The 18,465-nt window shown below is 52.7% G+C and carries 15 protein-coding genes; 9 read left to right on the forward strand and 6 right to left on the reverse strand.

The window, feature by feature from the left end; genetic code table 11:
- Positions 1–94 precede the first annotated feature (94 nt).
- Positions 95–1,828 (forward strand): single-stranded-DNA-specific exonuclease RecJ, encoded by a 1,734-nt coding sequence (gene recJ, locus GJJ30_RS22650; protein ID WP_154177479.1) that lies wholly within the window; start codon positions 95–97, stop codon positions 1,826–1,828.
- 49 nt (positions 1,829–1,877) lie between these two features.
- Positions 1,878–2,609, forward strand: coding sequence for an LPS export ABC transporter ATP-binding protein (gene lptB, locus GJJ30_RS22655; RefSeq protein ID WP_154177480.1), 732 nt, complete (start codon positions 1,878–1,880; stop codon positions 2,607–2,609).
- Positions 2,610–2,724: 115 nt separating this feature from the next.
- On the opposite strand, the gene recO is transcribed toward lptB, so the two are convergent.
- On the reverse strand, positions 2,725–3,417 hold the full coding sequence (gene recO, locus GJJ30_RS22660) for a DNA repair protein RecO (RefSeq protein WP_154177481.1): 693 nt from the start codon (positions 3,415–3,417) through the stop codon (positions 2,725–2,727).
- A gap of 204 nt (positions 3,418–3,621) precedes the next feature.
- Between recO and GJJ30_RS22665 the strand changes: the two genes are divergently transcribed.
- Both GJJ30_RS22665 and GJJ30_RS22670 read left to right on the forward strand, forming a co-directional pair.
- A complete protein-coding gene (locus GJJ30_RS22665; RefSeq protein ID WP_154177482.1) occupies positions 3,622–4,461 on the forward strand; it encodes a fumarylacetoacetate hydrolase family protein in 840 nt (279 codons plus the stop codon).
- Positions 4,462–4,465: 4 nt separating this feature from the next.
- On the forward strand, positions 4,466–5,992 hold the full coding sequence (locus tag GJJ30_RS22670; protein ID WP_154177483.1) for an aldehyde dehydrogenase (NADP(+)): 1,527 nt from the start codon (positions 4,466–4,468) through the stop codon (positions 5,990–5,992).
- A gap of 102 nt (positions 5,993–6,094) precedes the next feature.
- Here the strand turns inward: GJJ30_RS22670 and GJJ30_RS22675 are convergent, their stop codons facing one another.
- The 3 genes from GJJ30_RS22675 to GJJ30_RS22685 form a co-directional block, all read right to left on the reverse strand.
- Positions 6,095–7,309 (reverse strand): DUF1501 domain-containing protein, encoded by a 1,215-nt coding sequence (locus GJJ30_RS22675; RefSeq protein ID WP_154177484.1) that lies wholly within the window; start codon positions 7,307–7,309, stop codon positions 6,095–6,097.
- A 128-nt stretch (positions 7,310–7,437) separates the two neighbouring features.
- Positions 7,438–8,874, reverse strand: a complete 1,437-nt coding sequence (locus tag GJJ30_RS22680; protein WP_154177485.1) for a DUF1800 domain-containing protein — start codon at positions 8,872–8,874, stop codon at positions 7,438–7,440.
- Between the two features lie 301 nt (positions 8,875–9,175).
- Complete coding sequence (locus GJJ30_RS22685; RefSeq protein ID WP_154177486.1) at positions 9,176–9,340, reverse strand: hypothetical protein; 165 nt, start codon at positions 9,338–9,340, stop codon at positions 9,176–9,178.
- Between the two features lie 326 nt (positions 9,341–9,666).
- On the opposite strand from GJJ30_RS22685, the gene GJJ30_RS22690 reads away from it, so the two are divergent.
- From GJJ30_RS22690 to GJJ30_RS22705, 4 genes are all read left to right on the forward strand, one after another.
- Positions 9,667–12,396: an ATP-binding protein gene (locus GJJ30_RS22690; protein WP_229313498.1), complete on the forward strand. Its 2,730-nt coding sequence runs from the start codon at positions 9,667–9,669 to the stop codon at positions 12,394–12,396.
- Between the two features lie 209 nt (positions 12,397–12,605).
- Positions 12,606–13,499 (forward strand): hypothetical protein, encoded by an 894-nt coding sequence (locus tag GJJ30_RS22695; RefSeq protein WP_154177488.1) that lies wholly within the window; start codon positions 12,606–12,608, stop codon positions 13,497–13,499.
- Positions 13,500–13,709: 210 nt separating this feature from the next.
- A complete protein-coding gene (locus GJJ30_RS32600) occupies positions 13,710–14,951 on the forward strand; it encodes a histidine kinase (RefSeq protein WP_310588366.1) in 1,242 nt (413 codons plus the stop codon).
- The gene (locus tag GJJ30_RS22705; protein WP_154177489.1) at positions 14,948–15,688 is read left to right on the forward strand and encodes a LytR/AlgR family response regulator transcription factor; all 741 of its coding nucleotides are present in this window, start codon (positions 14,948–14,950) and stop codon (positions 15,686–15,688) included. Before GJJ30_RS32600 ends, GJJ30_RS22705 begins: the two co-directional genes overlap by 4 nt.
- A gap of 122 nt (positions 15,689–15,810) precedes the next feature.
- On the opposite strand, the gene GJJ30_RS22710 is transcribed toward GJJ30_RS22705, so the two are convergent.
- A complete protein-coding gene (locus GJJ30_RS22710) occupies positions 15,811–16,338 on the reverse strand; it encodes a PAS domain-containing protein (protein WP_154177490.1) in 528 nt (175 codons plus the stop codon).
- Between the two features lie 94 nt (positions 16,339–16,432).
- Positions 16,433–17,305, reverse strand: a complete 873-nt coding sequence (locus tag GJJ30_RS22715) for a DUF481 domain-containing protein (protein WP_154177491.1) — start codon at positions 17,303–17,305, stop codon at positions 16,433–16,435.
- Positions 17,306–17,394: 89 nt separating this feature from the next.
- Here GJJ30_RS22715 and GJJ30_RS22720 point away from each other — a divergent pair, with 89 nt between their 5' ends.
- Positions 17,395–18,378 (forward strand): Gfo/Idh/MocA family protein, encoded by a 984-nt coding sequence (locus GJJ30_RS22720; RefSeq protein WP_154177492.1) that lies wholly within the window; start codon positions 17,395–17,397, stop codon positions 18,376–18,378.
- The last annotated feature ends 87 nt before the right edge of the window (positions 18,379–18,465 follow it).

Here is an 18,465-nt window from a genome sequence, read left to right on the forward strand (position 1 = left end):
TTTTTGAAAAGGACAAAAACCGGTCAGGTCGATCAGTCGGGGATTCAGGTCGGCCGGTTTTTGTTTTCCGTACTCCCTTTTTTTAATTTGCGGTATGAGTGAGAAACGCTGGCTATACCGACCAATTCCGGAGTCACCTGAGGAGTTACAGGCAGTAGAGAATTTGATCCGTGATTTGAAAGTAAACCCGTATATGGCCACGTTGCTGGTACAACGGGGGGTATATAATTTTGACCAGGCCCGCACCTATTTCCGCCCCGAGCTTCCGCACCTGCACGACCCTTTTCTGATGAAAGACATGGAGAAGGCGGTTCAACGGCTGCAAATGGCGATAGTCAGAAACGAAAAAATCCTGATTTACGGGGATTACGACGTAGACGGTACCACGTCGGTTGCGCTGTTCTACGGTTTCCTGCGGACTATTTATGCCAATCTGGATTATTACATTCCGGATCGGTACAAGGAAGGGTACGGTATTTCCAGTCAAGGCATCGAATGGGCCGCCGAAAACGGTTTTTCGTTGATTGTCAGCCTGGATTGCGGTATTAAATCCGTTGAGCGGGTGGACGAAGCCTGGGAAAAAGGCATCGAGTTTATCATCTGCGATCACCACCGGCCCGGTGCCGAACTCCCGCGAGCGGCTGCCGTTCTCGACCCCAAGCGGGCGGATTGTGAGTATCCCTACAAGGAGCTGACGGGTTGCGGAGTTGGTTTTAAGTTATTGCAGGCTTTCTGTCTCTTCAAGGATATTCCGGCGGAGCGCTTATTCGACTACCTGGATTTGCTGGCAATCAGCATTGCGTCGGACATTGTGCCGATTGTGGGCGAAAACCGGGTGCTGGCCTATTACGGCCTGAAAAAACTGAATTCGTCGCCCGGTTTTGGGGTGCAGGCACTCATCAAAATAGCCGGTTTTAGCTCCACTTTGGATATTACCAATGTCGTATTTGGATTGGGTCCGCGGATCAATGCCGCCGGGCGAATCAAACACGCCAAAGCCGCCGTGCAGTTGTTGCTGGCCGAAACCGAAGAAGCAGCCACCGATTTTGCGTTCGAGATCAACGAGCACAACAACAGCCGCCGGCAATACGACACCAGCATTACCGAACAGGCGCTGGCCATGATCCAGAGCGACGAATGGCTGCTGAACGCCAAAAGCACGGTGCTTTTCAACAATACCTGGCACAAAGGCGTCATCGGGATTGTGGCATCGCGCTGCATCGAAAAATACCATCGGCCGACCATTATCCTGACCGAATCGCACAACCGCGCGGCTGGGTCGGCGCGGTCGGTGCCGGGATTTGATGTATACGAAGCCATCGAGGAGTGTTCCGACCTGCTTGAGCAATTTGGCGGACATACGTTTGCGGCCGGCTTAACGCTCAAACTGGAGAATATCAAGGCGTTCCAGCAAAAGTTCGAAGAAGTTGTCACACGCCGTATTCAGGAGGAGCAACTGATTCCGATGATTGAAATCGATTTACAACTAGATCTTGACGCGATCGACCAGAAATTTTACAATGTTCTCAAGCAGATGTCGCCCTTCGGTCCTCAGAATATGACCCCGGTTTTCTCGACCAGCGAGGTCTATCTGGTGGGGGAACCGTATATTATGAAGGAAAAACATTTGAAAATGACCGTTCAACAGGCGGGTTCTTACCAGCGGTTTACGGCCATTGGCTTCAATATGGCCCACCATGCTCTTTTTCTCCGGCGCGACCAGCCTTTTGCCATTTGCTATCAGATCGAAGAGAATAATTATAACGGGAACAAATCGTTGCAGTTATATTTGAAAGATATTAAGGCCGCCGTTGGCGCTGAGCAGTAAACTGCCGTGCTCGTTTGGAGGAAAACCAGCGCAGGCGCGGAATAAAAACATGATTCTTCGAACCGAAAATTTAGTCAAAAAATACGGCTCCCGACTGGTCAACGACCGCGTGACTTATCAGGTCGAACAGGGAGAAATCGTCGGTTTGCTCGGACCCAATGGTGCGGGTAAAACCACTTCGTTTTACATGGCCGTCGGTTTGATCAAGCCGAATAGCGGCAAGGTTTATCTTGACGATCAGGATATTACGAGTTTGCCAATGTATAAACGCGCCCGGTTGGGCGTCGGTTATCTGGCGCAGGAAGCGTCGATTTTCCGGGATTTAACCGTAGAAGAAAACGTGCTGGCGGTGCTGGAAATGACCGATCTGTCGCGGCAGGCGCAGAAAGAGAAAGTGGAACTGCTGCTGGAGGAATTTAGCCTGACGCACGTTCGGAAGAACAAAGGCAAAGTGTTGTCGGGCGGTGAGCGCCGACGGACCGAAATTGCCCGCTGCCTGGCCGTTGATCCCAAATTCATTCTGCTCGACGAACCGTTTGCCGGTGTTGACCCCATCGCCGTTGAGGATATACAGAGCATTGTCGCTCAATTGAAACACCGCAACATCGGTATTCTGATCACCGACCACAACGTCAACGAAACGCTTTCGATCACCGACCGCGCGTATCTGCTCTTTGAAGGCAAAATCCTGAAGCAGGGAACCGCCGAGGACCTGGCAAACGACGAGCAAGTCCGGCGCGTCTACCTGGGGCAAAACTTCGAATTGAAACGGAAGATTTAAAAAGGGTTATTTCGCGGAGGTAAGCGGAGTAAAAAGAGTTTAGCAGAGGTTTTATTTTTCTTCGCGTAACTCCCTTTTACTCCGCTTATCTCTGCGAAACAGTCCTCTTAAAATCTTAACTCAACACCTCCCGCAAAACCGCCAGCGACTTGATTTCCCCCAAACTATCGATGTGAATATGGTAAAATGCCACCATCGCATCCAGCAGTTCGGCGCGGGTTTGGCGGGAGATTTTGACGTGAGCGGCCAGCGGCTGGCGCAAAAAGTGATTCAGGGCGCGTTCGGCGGATTCGTCGGGAAGAAACGGGTATTTCTGTTCCTGCAATTGACCTTCAAATTCGCGGGCGTTGGACGGACCGAAGCCCAGGAAAAACGCCAGTTTCAGGAAAAACGCGATGTGAAAATTCTCGTAATCGCTTTCCGCTTCTTCCAGGTACAGGATGCTATCCACCAGAAAATAGTACAAAGACGGGTTGCTGGATTCTTCCTTCAGCGTTTTGGTCAGCATCTCGCTCACGAATAACGCCATGCTGGACTTGGCAATGTCGAACGGAATATGCTGGAGCGGATGGTTGATTTTCACTTCCGAAAGCCGGTGCAAGTCCTTGCCCGGTTTGTAATAAACCACCATATCGAGCAGCGTCAGGGGCTGAAAGAAGGCAATCCGGTTGGTTTTGCTCTTGGCCGAGCGCACGCCATTGACGAGGTAACTTTGTAACCCAAATTCTTCCGTGTAGATGCGGACAATGACGGACGTTTCGCGATAGCGAAAATAACTCAGAACGATTCCTCGGGTTTTGTGGAGCATTTTTTAGTAAAAAAACAGAGTCGGCTAGTATGAAAGTTGCCAAAAGTAGTACTAAAGCAAAGCGCTTTGGTTTTTTGAAAAAAATCAAAAGCTTTCTAATTTAACCCCTTTTACTCAATTTTCAAACCGGAATTTGCTGAAATCCTGCCTAAAATTGACCATTTTTGCGGGCTTTAAAGTCAAACTCAATTCCTTCAATCCTTCATGAAACTGTACCGCACCCGCCAGGGCATCGTTGTTGAACACGAAAACCGCTTCCACCGCGCCCCGAGTGACGATTGGGATTATCTGGTCAATCAGGACGATTTGTACGCCTTTCTGCAACAGGAAGTTCCGTCGACAACCGCTTCCGATGAATACAAAACCTGGACCGAAACCCAATTGTTACCACCCATCAGCCAGCAGGAAATCTGGGCGTCGGGCGTCACCTACCTCCGCAGCCGCAATGCCCGGATGGAAGAGTCGAAAGACGCCGGGGGCGGGGACTTTTACGAACGGGTTTACGACGCCGAGCGCCCTGAATTGTTCTTTAAATCGACAGCCGCCCGCGCCGTGGGATCGGGCGATGCCGTCCGGATTCGGAAAGATTCGACCTGGAGCGTCCCGGAACCGGAATTGACCCTGTTTTCGACCTCAAGCGGAAAGATTGTTGGCTACACGGTTGGCAACGACATGAGCTCGCGGAGCATTGAGGGCGAGAACCCGCTGTATCTGCCACAGGCCAAAACCTACGACGGCGCGGCTGCCATCGGCCCCTGCCTGTACGTACCGGGCGAACCCATTTCGTCGGATACCGAAATCCGGCTCGAAATCCGGCGCGATGGTCAGACGGTTTTTGACGAAAAAATTGCCATCAATCGCATGAAACGCCAGCACCCGGAACTGGTTTCTTTCCTGTATCGGGAAACTACTTTTCCGCACGGTTGTTATCTGATGACAGGCACCGGCATTGTTCCGCCCGACAGTTTTACGCTGGCAGCGGGCGACGAGGTGCGCATTTCGATTGAAGGAATTGGTACATTGATCAACAGCGTCCAGGCGTAACAGCATGAGTTTTACAGGCATAAACCCCGCGACCGGCGAAACATTGGCCGGTACGTTTGAAGAATCAACCCCCGAAGAAGTGGCCCACGCGTGCTGGCAGGCAGCCGCAGCGTTCCACACCTACCGCAAACTTTCCGGCGAAGCCAAAGCCCAGTTTCTGGAGCGCATCGCCGACGAAATCATGGCTCTCGGCCCCGAATTGCTCGAACGCGCCAACCTCGAAACTGCCCTGCCCATCGCACGGCTGACGGGTGAACGTGGACGCACGACGGGCCAGTTGCGGCTGTTTGCGCAGTATCTCCGCGAAGGTTCGTGGGTAGATGCCCGCATCGATACGGCGTTGCCCGACCGGCAACCGTTGCCCCGTCCGGATTTGCGGCAAATGCTGATTCCGCTGGGCCCCGTCGGTATTTTCGGCGCGAGCAATTTCCCGCTGGCGTTTTCCGTCGCGGGTGGGGATACGGCCTCTGCTCTGGCATCTGGCTGTCCGGTAGTGGTGAAAGCGCACCCGGCGCACCCCGGCACCTCGGATTTAGTGGGGAAAGCCATTCGCAAGGCCGTGGAAGCCAGCGGTTTGCCGGAAGGTGTTTTCCAACTGGTTCACGGTACGACGGTGGAAGTCGGGATGGCGATTGTGGAAAATCCGCTGATCAAAGCCATCGGTTTTACGGGTTCGTTCCGGGGCGGAAAAGCCATTTTCGATGCTGCCGTTCGTCGGCCGGAACCGATTCCGGTTTACGCCGAGATGGGCAGCACGAACCCGGTTTTCTTCCTGCCGGGCATCCTGAAAGACAAAGGCTTGGATCTGGCGAAAGCCTACGTCGATTCGGTGACGCTGGGCGTTGGGCAGTTTTGTACGAACCCCGGTCTGGCGATTGTCAAGCAGTCGGATGGGGGCGATGCGTTCATCAGTCAGGCCCGGTTGGCAATGGCACAGACGCAACCGACGGCGATGCTGACGAAAGGCATTTACCAGGCCTACACCAGTGGAATTGAAAAACTGAATTCGCATTCGCGAGTGTTGATAGCCAGTAAATCCGAAACCGTCGTCGAAGGTTTTGCCACCGCGCAACCCACGCTGTTGTCAACGACGGCCGACGTGCTGGTGGACAACCCGGAACTGACGGAAGAAGTGTTTGGCCCGAGCAGTTTGCTGGTGACGGCTGATACCAAAGAAGAAATGCTGTCCGTGGCCAACGGGCTGGAAGGCCACCTGACGGCGACGGTTTTTGGCAATCCGGACGAACTCGCGGAGTACGCCGATCTGCTGGAAGTGCTGGAACAGAAAGTCGGCCGCGTGCTGATCAACGGTTTTCCAACGGGCGTGGAAGTGAGTCACGCGATGAATCACGGCGGCCCGTATCCGGCCACGACGGATGTGCGGTCTACCTCGGTGGGCACGAACGCCATCCGGCGTTTTGCGCGCCCGGTTTGCTACCAGAACTTCCCGGATGCGTTGCTACCCGATGCCCTGAAAGCCGATAACCCGCTGTCGATCTTCCGATTGGTGGATGGGGCTTGGCAGAAATAAAAAAGAGTTGTTTCGCGGAGTTAAGCGGAGAAAATCAGAGGTACACAGAGAAAAACTCTGCTTAGCTCCTTTAGCCTCCGCTTAACTCTGCGAAATAACTTTTTACACAAAACTCAGCGTTTCAAACTTTCTCCCTAAAACCGCTACATCATCCACCTTCAGCCAGTCGCGGAGCAAGGTTGCGTAGATGCTGCGGAAATCGACGGAATATTTCAAGTTGCCTTCGTCGAGGTTCGTTAAGTTCGGCGCTTCGTTGAAAACCTTCCCCGGTGTCAAGCCTCCGCCGATCAGAAAAAGATTATTGGCCGTGCCGTGGTCGGTGCCGTTGCTGGCATTCTGCTTCACCCGCCGACCAAATTCCGAGAACGTCATCAGCAGCACATCGTTCAGTTTACCCGTCGATTTCAGGTCTTTCGTAAAAGCCGCCACCGCTTCGGCGTATTGGCGCAGTAAGCGTTCCTGCTGCCCCGGCTGGTTGATGTGCGTATCGAACCCCGAAATGGAAATGTAATACACATTCGTATTGACGCCCGACGTGATCAATTCCGAGACGGTTTTCAGGCGGTTTCCCAGTTCGCTGGCCGGATAAACGGTTTGGGAGCGGTTCACTTTCGATTTGTCGTAAATAAATTCCGCCGATGAAGCGGTTTCCGCCAGCGTTTTATAGAGATAGGAAATGTTTGGATTGGCGGCCGCTAACCGGGCATCCGGTTTCAGGTGGGCCAATTCCGTGACCAAACCGCTGCGGGTCTGGTTGTACAGTTTCTTCGGATCGAGCAGCGCCAAACCGTTCAGTTCTTGTCCTTTCAGCGCCAGACTCAGCGTATCGTCCACCTCAATTGCCCGGTGCGCAACGCAGTCCGATCCGTGACAATTCGCATCCAGATACCGCCCTAACCAGCCCGTTGTCAGGTACTTATCCGAATCGCTGGCGGTTTGCCAGATGTCCATCGACCGAAAATGGGACCGATCCGGATTGGGATAGCCGACGTTGTTGACCACCGTCACCAGGCCGTCGTCGTACAATCCTTTCAACGCTTCGAGTGCCGGATTAAAACCGATTTCATCGTTCAGTTTCAGTACTTTATCCGGAGCAATACCGATCGTTGGCCGTTCACGGTAATAAATGTCGTTACGGAACGGCACCACGGTATTCAATCCGTCGTTTCCGCCCGACAACTGAACGATCACCAGCGTTTTGCCCGCCGACGGCCCGCCCGTTAATGAATGGGTTTCATAGGCTTTCAGGAAGTGGGGAATCAGCAGGGTTCCCACCGTTCCCAAAGCCGAGTTCCTGACAAAATCGCGCCTTTTCATAGACTATGAGGGTTATGATTGTACAGTGATGGTTCTGATGGTTTGAATGGCTGGATGGTTAAATGGTTGATCGGGCAGGGGCAATTCAACTATTTTAACCATCCAGCCATTCAAACCATCAAAACCATTTAACACAATTGGTATTCCGGTAACGATAGAATGGCCGTAGTTAAATTCCGGATTTTCTCGCTTCGAAGACGCTCTTTGGTAACCTTACTCAGGAGCAATGTTCGTTGCGGAGCTGTCAGTGGTTGCGGCAAAAAATAGAGCGCCAATTCATCCACCAAACGCTCTTCGCTGACTTTCCGGAAGGCGTTCTCAAAGTTGGTCCAGTCGACTTGTGAAGCAAATAACCGGTTGACTTTCCGGGCCAGCAGTTCGGTATTGACGTCGCCATCGTCCTTCGGCTTGACCGTCACTTCGCCCGCTTTCAGAATCAGGTCCGGCAATTTCATCCGAAACAGCAGGCTCGAACTGTCAATCCAGTTGCGTCCGCCCGGCCAGCCCGCAACGTTCGGCGGATACAGCAAAACCTGCCCCAGCGTTCGCTGAACGTACAAAACCGGTTGTTTCTGCTCGAACTGAATGCCCAGGCTGTGCTGCATGCCGGCCAGTAATTCCACCGGTGATTTGATGCGCGCACCGACGTACTTCGGGTCGTAAAACCAGTCGCTGGTAAAGATCGTTTCCAGCAAATTGGCAATGTCGTAGTTGCTCCGGTAAAACTGATCGGAAAGTTGGGTAATCCGTTGATGATCAGTTAAGTTGTCGGTAATTTCGTCCGTAACCAGAAAGCGGTAGAGTTTGGTCGTTACGAACGTGGCGGTTTCTTTCCGCTCCAGCAGTAGCCGGATAATGTCTTCGCCCTGAAAAGCGCCGGCTTTGCCAAACACGGTTTTTTCGCCTTCGTCGTGGACATTCCGGCGGAAAACAAACTCGCCCTGCGGATTGAAACCCCAGCCGGTGAAAGCGCGGGCGGCTTCTTTAATGTCGTGTTCGGTGTAGTTGGCGCGGCCGAGCGTAAACAGCTCCATTACCTCGCGGGCGAAGTTTTCGTTGGGCGCGTTCTTGCGGTTTTGCTGGTTGTTCAGAAACTGCAACATCGCCGGTGATTTGGAAACCGCCATCAGCAGATCGCCGAAGTTGCCCAGCGCGTGCTCGCGGAGAAGGTTCACGTACTGCTGCACCATCCCGACATTGTTCTGGTTGCGGCAGGCAAAATGCCCGTGCCAGAACAGCGCCATTTTTTCCCGCAGTGCCCCCCGTCCCGACGCCATTTGCTGCATCCACTGCACGTTCAGGTCGCGGATGGACTCCCGGTTTTCGCGGATGCGGTCTTTCAACGTGTCGCGATCCAGTTTGCCTTCTTTAAACAAACCCTTCAGTTCTTTTTTGGCGGGCTGATCGCCGTCGGCAACCGTCAGGGGGACGAAATCGCGGCTGTCGGTAAACAACGCCCGCACCACTTTGCGCACCGACTGGTGTTCGGCTTCGCGAAGCTGGTGCGGGTTTGCGCCAAAACCCGCCCGCCAGAACAGATGCTGCTTGTTGACTTGCTCCTTCATAACCTGGATTTCGGGGTTTGACAAAGCAAACCGGCGAAAGGTTTAATCAAAAAACAATTCAGTAACCAACATAAAACCGGTGCGACGGGTAAGGCAATTCAATTGATGAAGTGTAAGCTGGGTATTTAAGGTAATTCAGGAAAATTCAGTTTCGGTTTCCTCGTCGCAAACCAGCCCGGTATACGTCAGAAAGTCGAAATTACGGTGTTTGAATACCAACCGGGCCAATAAGCAACAAAGTAGGGTTTTCATGGCTTTTTGCGTGGATTTGAAAGAAAATAAGTTTTAATTTCTGCAAGGCTTAACCCAACCCGCGATCTACGCCGATGGCGTTGGTAATTTCCAGCTTGACGAGATCGACAACGAACGAAAACAGCTCGCGGTTGACCATTGCTTTGATCGAACGTAAAAACCGGTTCTGGTCCTCTTCGGTCACCTGAAGCGGCCATTCGACGGCCGGTAACAACTGATTGCAACTGGTCTACAAAATTCCGGTTTTGCGGTTTCTTTTACCGGTACTTATGTTGCATAGAAGGATAGATTTGTTGCATTTCGGGGCCGACCGTTGCTATGTTGGGAGAACTTGTCTTACTTTTGCAACTGATTGATTTTCTGCAACTTTTGCGTTGCGCGAATTCCCTGCTTCTGCTACCCAAACACGACCATTAGATCCGTTGCGCGCCCTTATTGAAAGGGTTGACGGTCGTTTTATCCTGAAATCTGATTTGTGTTGGTATGAATGGTTTGGCGATTCCTTCTTTTTTGAAAAGAACTCCGTTTGCTGTGCTTCTGATGGTTGCGGGCTGTTTCGCATCCCGTGCGGTTTTTGCGCAGTTGATGCCTATTGACAGTTTAAAACAGGAACTGCGGTTACATCCAAAACCGGATACAAACCGGGTCGTGCTGCTGAATCTGTTGAGTAATCAATACATCAGCATCGATTACCAGCAGGTGAAAATCATTGCGGAGGAAGCCCTGAAGCTGGCGGAAAAGTTGTCTTACCAGGCTGGCATCGCCAACGCCAAAAACCGGCTGGCGCTCTGCTACCACATGATTGGCGAAGATGAACTGGCCATTCAGTTTGCCCTGAGCGCGGAGTCGATTGCCGAAAAGAACCAGATGGCTGAAGCGCTGGCCGAAAGTTACCGGATTCTCGGATCGGCGTACATGAATCAGGAAGATCTGAAAACGGCGGAAAACTACCACATCCGGGCCGAAAAAATGGCCCGGAAAACGAAAAACCGGCGTCTTCTGGCCCGCATTCTCAACGGCGCCGGAACGGTTCAGTTTCGGAAGCAGAACGACCTGGCTGCACTGAAACTCTACCAGCAAAGTCTGGGTATTTTGAGGGAAGAAAACGCGATCTTTTTTATGCCCATCGCCCTGTCAAACATTGGGGAAATTTACAGCCGACCGACGCTTCGAAACCCGGCGCTGGAACGGCAGTTTTTTGAGGAAGCGTTGTTCTACGCGCTCAAAAGCAAAAACCGGTTTGCCGAGGGAAGCGCCCTGTCCAATCTGGGAATGCTATTTACGACCCGGAATAATTACCCGAAAGCGGAACGATACCTGTCGCAGGCCCTGAAGCTGTCGCAGGAAACGGGCACACGCAGCGTGACAACCCGGATTTACCTGCATCTGGTGGAGCTGAACATGAAACGGGGGAAGTCCCCGCAAGCGCAGAAATACCTGAAGAGTTACTACGACTTGCGCGACAGCCTGCAGAATGAGAAACGAACCCGGCAGATTGTTCGGCTGGAGGCCCAGTATAAATCGGAGAAGAAGGAGCAGCAAATCAAGCTGCTGGAGCAGGAAAAGCGGTTTTACATGGCCTCGAAAAACTTCTGGATTGGCGGTTCTGTTTTGCTGTTCATTGCGGTTATTATCATCTATTACCTGCTGCAGTCGCGAAACCGCAAGGCCGGGCAATTGCTGGAGGTACAACAGACGCTGATCGAGAAACTGCGGGAAACCGACCTGCTGAAATCCCGGTTTTTTGCCACTATTTCGCACGAATTCCGGACGCCACTGGCGCTCATTCTGGCTCCGCTGGAAGAAATGCTGCTGGCTCCGCGCTCGTCGCCGGTCGATCCGAACGACCTCAAACTGGTGAAACGAAACGCCAACCGCCTGCTCGATCTGGTGAACCAGTTGCTGGATTTGTCGAAGCTCGAAGCCGGAAAAATGAGCCTGCAAATCCAGACCGGCGATCTGGAGACCTGGCTCCGGTTGCTGGTTTCATCATTCGATTCGCTGGCCGAAGCCCGTGGCATTCAGTTTATTAAACGGATGGCGGTTTCGTCGGACAACACCTGGTTTGATCCGGACAAGCTGGAAAAAATCGTCACGAACATCCTGTCGAATGCCTTCAAATTTACCGGCCCCGGCGGCTCGGTGGCGCTGTCGATCCAGACCAGCGACGACGCGTCCGACTTGTTTATTACGCTGACAGATACCGGAAAAGGCATTCCCGAAGAAGACCTTCCGCATATTTTTTCGCCCTTTTACCAATCGCGGAAACTGGCCGACGACGGGCAACCGGGAACGGGGCTGGGCCTTGCGCTGGTGAACGAGCTGGTGAAACTGCACAAAGGGGAGATTGATTTTGCGAGCCAGCTCAACACCGGCACCACCATCTCGATTACCTTGCCGGTTAGTCGGGAAAAGCTTGATTTTGCGGAAGCGGTTTTTGTTAGAAATCAGGAGTTTGCGCCAAAACCGCAAACCGCTGACGATTTTCCGGCGGTGGAAACGGAACCGGACGCCGGTACGTCCGACTGCCTGCTGGTGGTGGAGGACAACCCGGAATTGCGGAATTTTATCGTGACGATTTTTCAAAACCAGTTTCGGGTCGTGACGGCGCAGGACGGCGAAGAAGGGCTTCAACTGGCCGTCGATCTGCTGCCCGATTTGATTATTTCGGACGTCATGATGCCCAAAATGGACGGCATTGGCCTGACCGAACGCATCCGCACCAACGACCTGACGAGCCACATACCGGTTTTGCTGCTGACGGCCAAATCGGACGCCGAATCCCGCATGGACGGTTTTCGGACCGGTGCCGACGATTACCTGATCAAGCCGTTTTCGACCGAGGAACTGCGCGTTCGGGTCGCGAATCTGGTGGAGCAACGGAAAAAACTGGCCGCCAAATACCGCAGCGAAATCTGGGCACCAGCTTCGCCCACCCGGACGCTGTCGTACGACGAAAAATTTGTGATCAGTCTGCGGGCCGTGGTCGAAACGCACCTGAGCGATTCGTCATTCAGCGTGGAGCAACTGGCCGAGGAAATGTGCCTGAGCCGAACGCAGCTGTTTCGCAAGGTGAAGGCGCTGCTCGAAATTTCGCCGAACGAACTGATCAACGACATCCGCCTGCAGCGCGCAGCCGAACTGATCCGCTCCAAAGCCGATTCGCTGACGCAGATCAGCTACTCGGTTGGGTTCAGCGAGCAGTCGTATTTTGCCAAGCGGTTCCGTAAAAAATTCGGCGTTTCGCCCGGCGAATACGCCAACGCCTGATGAATGTAATGGCGGACAACCATGCGGTGTACAAATGGATATGCAGGAGCCTGGCAGGCAAAACCACTGAACTGGCCACTTACAGATTCAGGGCAGGGAAGTATCAACCCGATGGCACCAGTTGTTGGTTGTGGCTGGGGGATCGTTGACAGCACGTCTACTTTTGTGCCGTTCAATTGATTTTTATCCACATCCAACAACAAATGAAAATGAGACTGTTCTCAAAAAATGCGCTTACCCTGTTCGGGTTGATCGTTTACATGGGTTTGATTTCCTGCGAAAAAGACAGCCAGCTGCTTCAGCCGGATAACGGGCAAGGTTCCGGCAACGGTACCACGCGGCCCACTCAAACGACCGAAAACGGTCCGATCATTATGGTCCCCGGTGGGACGATTCAGGTAACTCCCGTACTGGTGAAATACGGCCACTGGCAGTTGAGTTACAACGCAAAAGGCGATCTGGAAAAGCTGCAATCGTCGGTCGACCCGACCTTATACCGGGAATACAGCCGCGCTTCCAACGGCACCGGAATGACCATTATGGATTACAACGGCGGAAAAATGAAGGGCAAAACGCTGATTCTGTTCGATGCCAAAGGCCGCTGCAAAGAGTCGTACGTGACCAGCTACGGAATTGCGAATGGACAGGTAACGACGTCGACCAAGCGGTTTAATTATTACTACAATGCCAATAACCAGCTGGAGAAGATCATGGATCAGGACAATAACCAGCGGTACGATCTGTTTACGTACACGAACACGGGCAATCTCTGGCAGGTAAAGCGGTATAACAACGGCCACAAATTTACCATGACGTACTGGGTTGACGCCGTGGGAATTCCGGCCGTTACGGATAAAAACCACCTGAACGCTCTCTGGTTTGAGCACGCCGACCAGGTAGACGAGTTTCTGCCTATCTACGGAAAGTTCCGGAAACAACTGGTGTATAAGTTCGAGAACATTGATGTCGTGAATGGCACGAGCGTCGATCAGGTCTATTACAGTTACAAGTTGAATAATGCGGGATATATCACCGAAAAGGAAGACACCCGGTATACGGCCGGTCAAACCGTGAAAGATACCTATGTATTTGGTTATAAGTAGTGTGTATTAGGTAATGCTTAAAAACGCCCGGCCCGAGTCGGGCGTTTTTTTTGCCGTTTAGTCAAAGCCGGGAGCAACTTAACCGGATTTTCCCGCCCGTTATTGCCCGGAAACGACCAGTTATTCATTTCGGGTTTCAAAAGAATGGAAGAACCTGTACTTTAGATCAACTAATCCGATAGCGGTTTCCCATACATCAAACAGACTAAAGTGTTAAAAAATGAAAAACATAACCAGGCGGATCACGAAAGAAAGACGTTAGAAGAAGAGCTCGAAACCGAACGGGCCATCAATTTTTTTGCGATTTCACTCATTGATCAAACCACCGTCGAGGAGGTTTTGTGGGACGTTGCCAAGAACTGCATCGCCCGCCTGAACTTCGTCGACTGCGTGGTTTATTTGCGGGATGAAAAGCGGGACGTTCTCGTGCAGAAAGCGGCCCACGGCCCCAAAAATCCCCGGTCGTACGAGATTTTCCAGCCAATCGAAATTCCGATCGGTCAGGGCATCGTGGGGTCGGTGGTGCTGAGCGGAAAAGCCGAGATCATCAGCGATACCTCGCTGGACCCCCGCTACATCCGGGACGACGAAATGAGGTATTCCGAAATTACGGTGCCGATTGCGCTGGACGGAAAAGTGATCGGAATCATCGACGCCGAGCATCCCGAAAAGGATTTTTTTCAGCCCCGGCACCTGCACATTCTGACGAGCATTGCCCGGCTCTGCGCCCAAAAAATCCGGCGCGTCGAGATCGAGCAGGCGTATCAGCAAACCGAACGGCAATTGCTCGAAAACAACAAGCGGATTGCCGAAACGAAGCTGCTGGCGCTGCGCATGCAGATGAACCCGCACTTTGTTTTCAACAGCCTGAATGCCATCAATAAGTTCATTCTGCAAAACGACGTGGACGAAGCGTCGACGTATCTGACCAAGTTTTCGCGGCTGATGCGGCAGATGATCGACAATACCCAGACCGAGTGGGTTTCGCTGCGGAACGAACTGAAGGCGCTGCAGACCTACGTGGAGTTGGAACAGTTGCGGAGCGATAATACCTTTGATTTTTCGCTGGTCGTCAGTCCGACGCTCAGTCAGGATACCGTTCACGTGCCGCCATTGCTGATTCAGCCCTACATTGAAAATGCGATCCGGCACGGCTTACTGGCCCAGAAAGCCGAAAAACCGCTTCTGCAGATCGACTGCCAGCAGGTGGCCGGTTTTCTGGTGATCTGCATTGCCGACAACGGCATCGGCCGCGAAGCATCGCTGCGGTCACAAGGCAGCGGTTTGATGGCGCACAAAGCCCACGGCAGCCGGATTGCGGAAGAGCGATTGCAGATTGTGAATGAAATTTACGGCGTCGATGCGCGGATCGACGTGGCCGATCTGGTCGATTCGGTCGGAGCCCCGGCCGGAACCTGCGTTACGTTTACCATGAAACTCAAACAATCATGACAGCCATTATTGTCGACGACGAAAAACATTGCCGCGATGTACTCGCCCTGTTACTCCAGCGGTTTTGCCCCCAGGTGCAACTGCTGGCCACCTGTGTAGACGGAACGGAGGGCTACCAGGCCATCGAAATGCACCACCCGGACCTGGTTTTTCTGGACATCGAAATGCCCGGCATGAGCGGTTTTGACATGCTCGAAGCCTGCCGGTTTACCAAATTTGACGTTATTTTTACGACGGCCTACAACGAGTACGCGATCAAGGCCATCCGGCACAACGCGCTGGATTACATCCTGAAACCGATCGATAAAGACGAACTGGTGCAGGCGGTTCAGAAAGCCGAACAGGAGCGCCTGACCCGGACGCCCGCCAAGGTAGAAAGTTTTGTCGATTACCTCCACCGGCAGAAAACCGGTGATCGCATTGCGTTGCCGACGCTGGAAGGCTTGCAGATCATCAACAGCGAAGAGATTTATTACTGCGAATCGGACGGTGGCTACACCCGGTTTTTCCTGACGAACGGAAAAGTTGTCCTGATTTCCAAGACGTTAAAAGAGGTGGAAGACGTGCTGGAAACCAAAGGTTTCTGCCGCGTTCACCACGGTTACCTGATCAACCTGCGCTACGTGCAGCGCTACATCCGGGGCGACGGGGGCGAAGTAATCATGGAAAACAACAAAAACATCCCGGTTTCGCGGAACAAGAAACAGGAGTTTTTGAATCTGCTGGAGAAGATTTAAATAACTAGTTTAGGGTATATGGTTTAACGTTTATGGTTGGCTGACGCATTCAATGTTCGGTATTCGCTATTCAATATTAATTAGACGCGCGTCAGCCAACCATAAACACTAAACCAGAAACGTTAAACTTCCTTTTCCACCGCAATAAAATGCGTCAGTTCACCTTTTTTGGTGCGGATGGGGTCGATTTCGATGTCGCAGAGATAGGACGTTCCGTTTTTGCGGTAATTGATGAGTCGATTACGAATCGGGCCGGTCGAGCGGTCGTGCTGCGCGGCTACCAGGTCTTTCGATAATTGACGAAGGCGCACCGGATCGGTTTCGGGTCCCTGCAAGAAGTGCGGAGTCCGACCGATGGCTTCCCGCGGCTGATAACCTGTCATGGCCAAAAACCGGTGATTGGTCCACAAAATCGACTTGGCAAGATCGGAAACCACGATTGTATACCCCTCACTCAGCACCTTTTCATAATCCCGAACCAGTTTCCAGTCAAAAATCTCCGCAAATTCCCGCAGCTTTTCCACTTCGCGCCGGTGGTGACGATCCTGAGCCTGATCGAGTAAAAAGATTTCCAGACATGCCGCCGGAAACAGCCGGGTCGAAACCACATTGCGCTGTAAATAGTCAGTGTAGGATTGATTCAAATGCATAAGTGTTCCTTTTTCAGGTGTTTATGTACTTTGCGACCAGTTCACAAAATGGAAAAGTATAGCCGGATTACGGATCGTTACCAGGCAAAAACCGTTATTTAACTTCCAGCACCAGGCCCGTTGTCCAGCGGAAATCGTTGTTTTTTCGGCCGATGGCCACCACGCTTTCGTACGAATTCTGCACCATGGTCCGCACGCTGATGAGCGAACTGAGCCGGATCTGAAACGCCACGTTTCCGTTCCAGCGCAGGTTGGGCTGGTTGAGGGCCGGTTGAAAAAAAGCCGTATGTGTGATCGAATACCGCCCGTCGTGCCACTGGTATTCGCCCACAACCCGGGTCGAATTTCGTAACACGTTGATATCCTTCACCTCCGCCGTGTTGGTGATGAAGTCGGTGTATTCATACAGCAGCACGTTCGTCACCGACAGGTAAGCGTTTTTTTTGCTGATCAGTTTATAACCAACCCCCGCCCCGCCGGTTAGCCGCCGTCGGATCTGACGCAGATTGCTGATTTCGATGGCCCCAAAACCCAGGTAGTAAAACCGCTTTTCCTGCAGAAATGTTGTCCGGAAATCGGCCAGAATTTCCCTTTCATTCAATTGCTGATTCTGTCGGCCGTAGGCAAACGACGGGCTGCTGGCAAACCGGAACAAGCGGCTCACGGCCCAGTCGAACGTACTGCCCACCTGAATCAAGGCCCGGTTGACGTTCCCGGCGGTTACCGTTCCATCCGCCGTAATTTTGTAATGAAAACCCGACAGGTCACTGGCCGCAACGGTGTCGCCCTGGGCTTCGTCCGGGTCATCGCCCGCAGCCGTGGTGTCGGCGACAACGGTGTTCGTCGTGTCGGCAACCACCGTATCGGCCGGAACGGCGGTTTGTAGCGTGTCTGGCGTAACGATTTGAGCAATACCGCCAAACGGCAAAAAGAGGCAAAAAAGAAGAATGATTTTCCAATTGATCATGGGCAAAAATACGATGGCTTCTTGTCTATAACCCATCATGCCGTACATTTGGTCTGCTTTTGTTCCAAAATGATTCAATCGACCTGCTTATGGCCGTGATTCGTTGGGGCGTTCTGGGGTTAGGCCGGATTGCCCATAAATTTGTTCAGGATCTGCTGACCGTTCCGGATGTCGAACTCCTCGCGGTGGCGTCGACCAGCCAGCAGCGGGCTGATGAGTTTGCGGCTCAATACGGCGCGAAACACGCGTACGGTTCGTACGACGAGCTGGTGAACTGCGAAGGGCTGGACGTGGTGTACATTGCCACAACCCACAATCACCATTTCGAAAATACGCTGCTGTGCCTGAACGCGGGCATTGCGGTTTTGTGCGAAAAACCGTTCGCCATGAACGCGGAACAGGTTCGGCAGATGGTCGAAACCGCGCGCTCAAAACGGGTTTTTCTGATGGAAGCCCTCTGGAGCCGGTTTATGCCGTCGGTGCAGAAAGCGCTCGAACTGATCGAAAATCAGGCCATTGGACAAGTGAAAGGCTTGCGCGCCGATTTTGGTTTCGTGGCACCGGTGGTTCCCGAAAAACGGATGTATAACAAGGCGCTGGGTGGGGGTTCGCTGATGGACATCGGTATTTATCCGCTCTTTCTGTCTTATCTGTTTTTAGGAAAACCGGCAACCGTTAAAGCAACGGCGGTTTTTGGCGCAACCGGCATCGACGAGCAATGCGGGATGGTGTTGACCTACGACCAGAATCAGCTGGCCGTTTTGAACAGCACGGTGGTCTCGAAAACGGAAACCGATGCGGTTTTGTACGGCGAAAACGGGAGCCTCTATTTGCCCGGTCGTTTTCACGAAGGCGATTCGGTTATTCACCAACCTCATGAAGGTGAGCCGGAAACCTTTACCTTTGCGCGGACAACCTGGGGCTACGACTACGAAGCCGAACACGTTTCGGACTGTTTGCGCCAGCAGAAAACCGAAAGCCCGTTGTGGTCGCTCGACGACAGCCTGAACCTGATCGGTCTGCTCGACGCCATCCGCGCCGAAGCGGGAATTTTGTATGAAGAGGATAAATAGTTTACGGTTTTCAGTTTACGGTGGCTGACGCATGTTGGCTAACACTTGAACAAGAATGCGTCGGCCCGGCGAAGCGTCGGCCCGGCG

This window comes from Larkinella terrae, assembly GCF_009668025.1.
GTDB lineage: Bacteria > Bacteroidota > Bacteroidia > Cytophagales > Spirosomataceae > Larkinella > Larkinella terrae.

Bases quoted from the DNA above. Each gene is read 5' to 3' on its own strand.
- recJ (WP_154177479.1), top strand. From the start codon at position 95: ATGAGTGAGAAACGCTGGCTATACCGACCAATTCCGGAGTCACCTGAG.
- lptB (WP_154177480.1), top strand. From the start codon at position 1,878: ATGATTCTTCGAACCGAAAATTTAGTCAAAAAATACGGCTCCCGACTG.
- recO (WP_154177481.1), bottom strand. From the start codon at position 3,417: ATGCTCCACAAAACCCGAGGAATCGTTCTGAGTTATTTTCGCTATCGC.
- GJJ30_RS22665 (WP_154177482.1), top strand. From the start codon at position 3,622: ATGAAACTGTACCGCACCCGCCAGGGCATCGTTGTTGAACACGAAAAC.
- GJJ30_RS22670 (WP_154177483.1), top strand. From the start codon at position 4,466: ATGAGTTTTACAGGCATAAACCCCGCGACCGGCGAAACATTGGCCGGT.
- GJJ30_RS22675 (WP_154177484.1), bottom strand. From the start codon at position 7,309: ATGAAAAGGCGCGATTTTGTCAGGAACTCGGCTTTGGGAACGGTGGGA.
- GJJ30_RS22680 (WP_154177485.1), bottom strand. From the start codon at position 8,874: ATGAAGGAGCAAGTCAACAAGCAGCATCTGTTCTGGCGGGCGGGTTTT.
- GJJ30_RS22690 (WP_229313498.1), top strand. From the start codon at position 9,667: ATGGTTGCGGGCTGTTTCGCATCCCGTGCGGTTTTTGCGCAGTTGATG.
- GJJ30_RS22695 (WP_154177488.1), top strand. From the start codon at position 12,606: ATGAGACTGTTCTCAAAAAATGCGCTTACCCTGTTCGGGTTGATCGTT.
- GJJ30_RS22705 (WP_154177489.1), top strand. From the start codon at position 14,948: ATGACAGCCATTATTGTCGACGACGAAAAACATTGCCGCGATGTACTC.
- GJJ30_RS22710 (WP_154177490.1), bottom strand. From the start codon at position 16,338: ATGCATTTGAATCAATCCTACACTGACTATTTACAGCGCAATGTGGTT.
- GJJ30_RS22715 (WP_154177491.1), bottom strand. From the start codon at position 17,305: ATGATCAATTGGAAAATCATTCTTCTTTTTTGCCTCTTTTTGCCGTTT.
- GJJ30_RS22720 (WP_154177492.1), top strand. From the start codon at position 17,395: ATGGCCGTGATTCGTTGGGGCGTTCTGGGGTTAGGCCGGATTGCCCAT.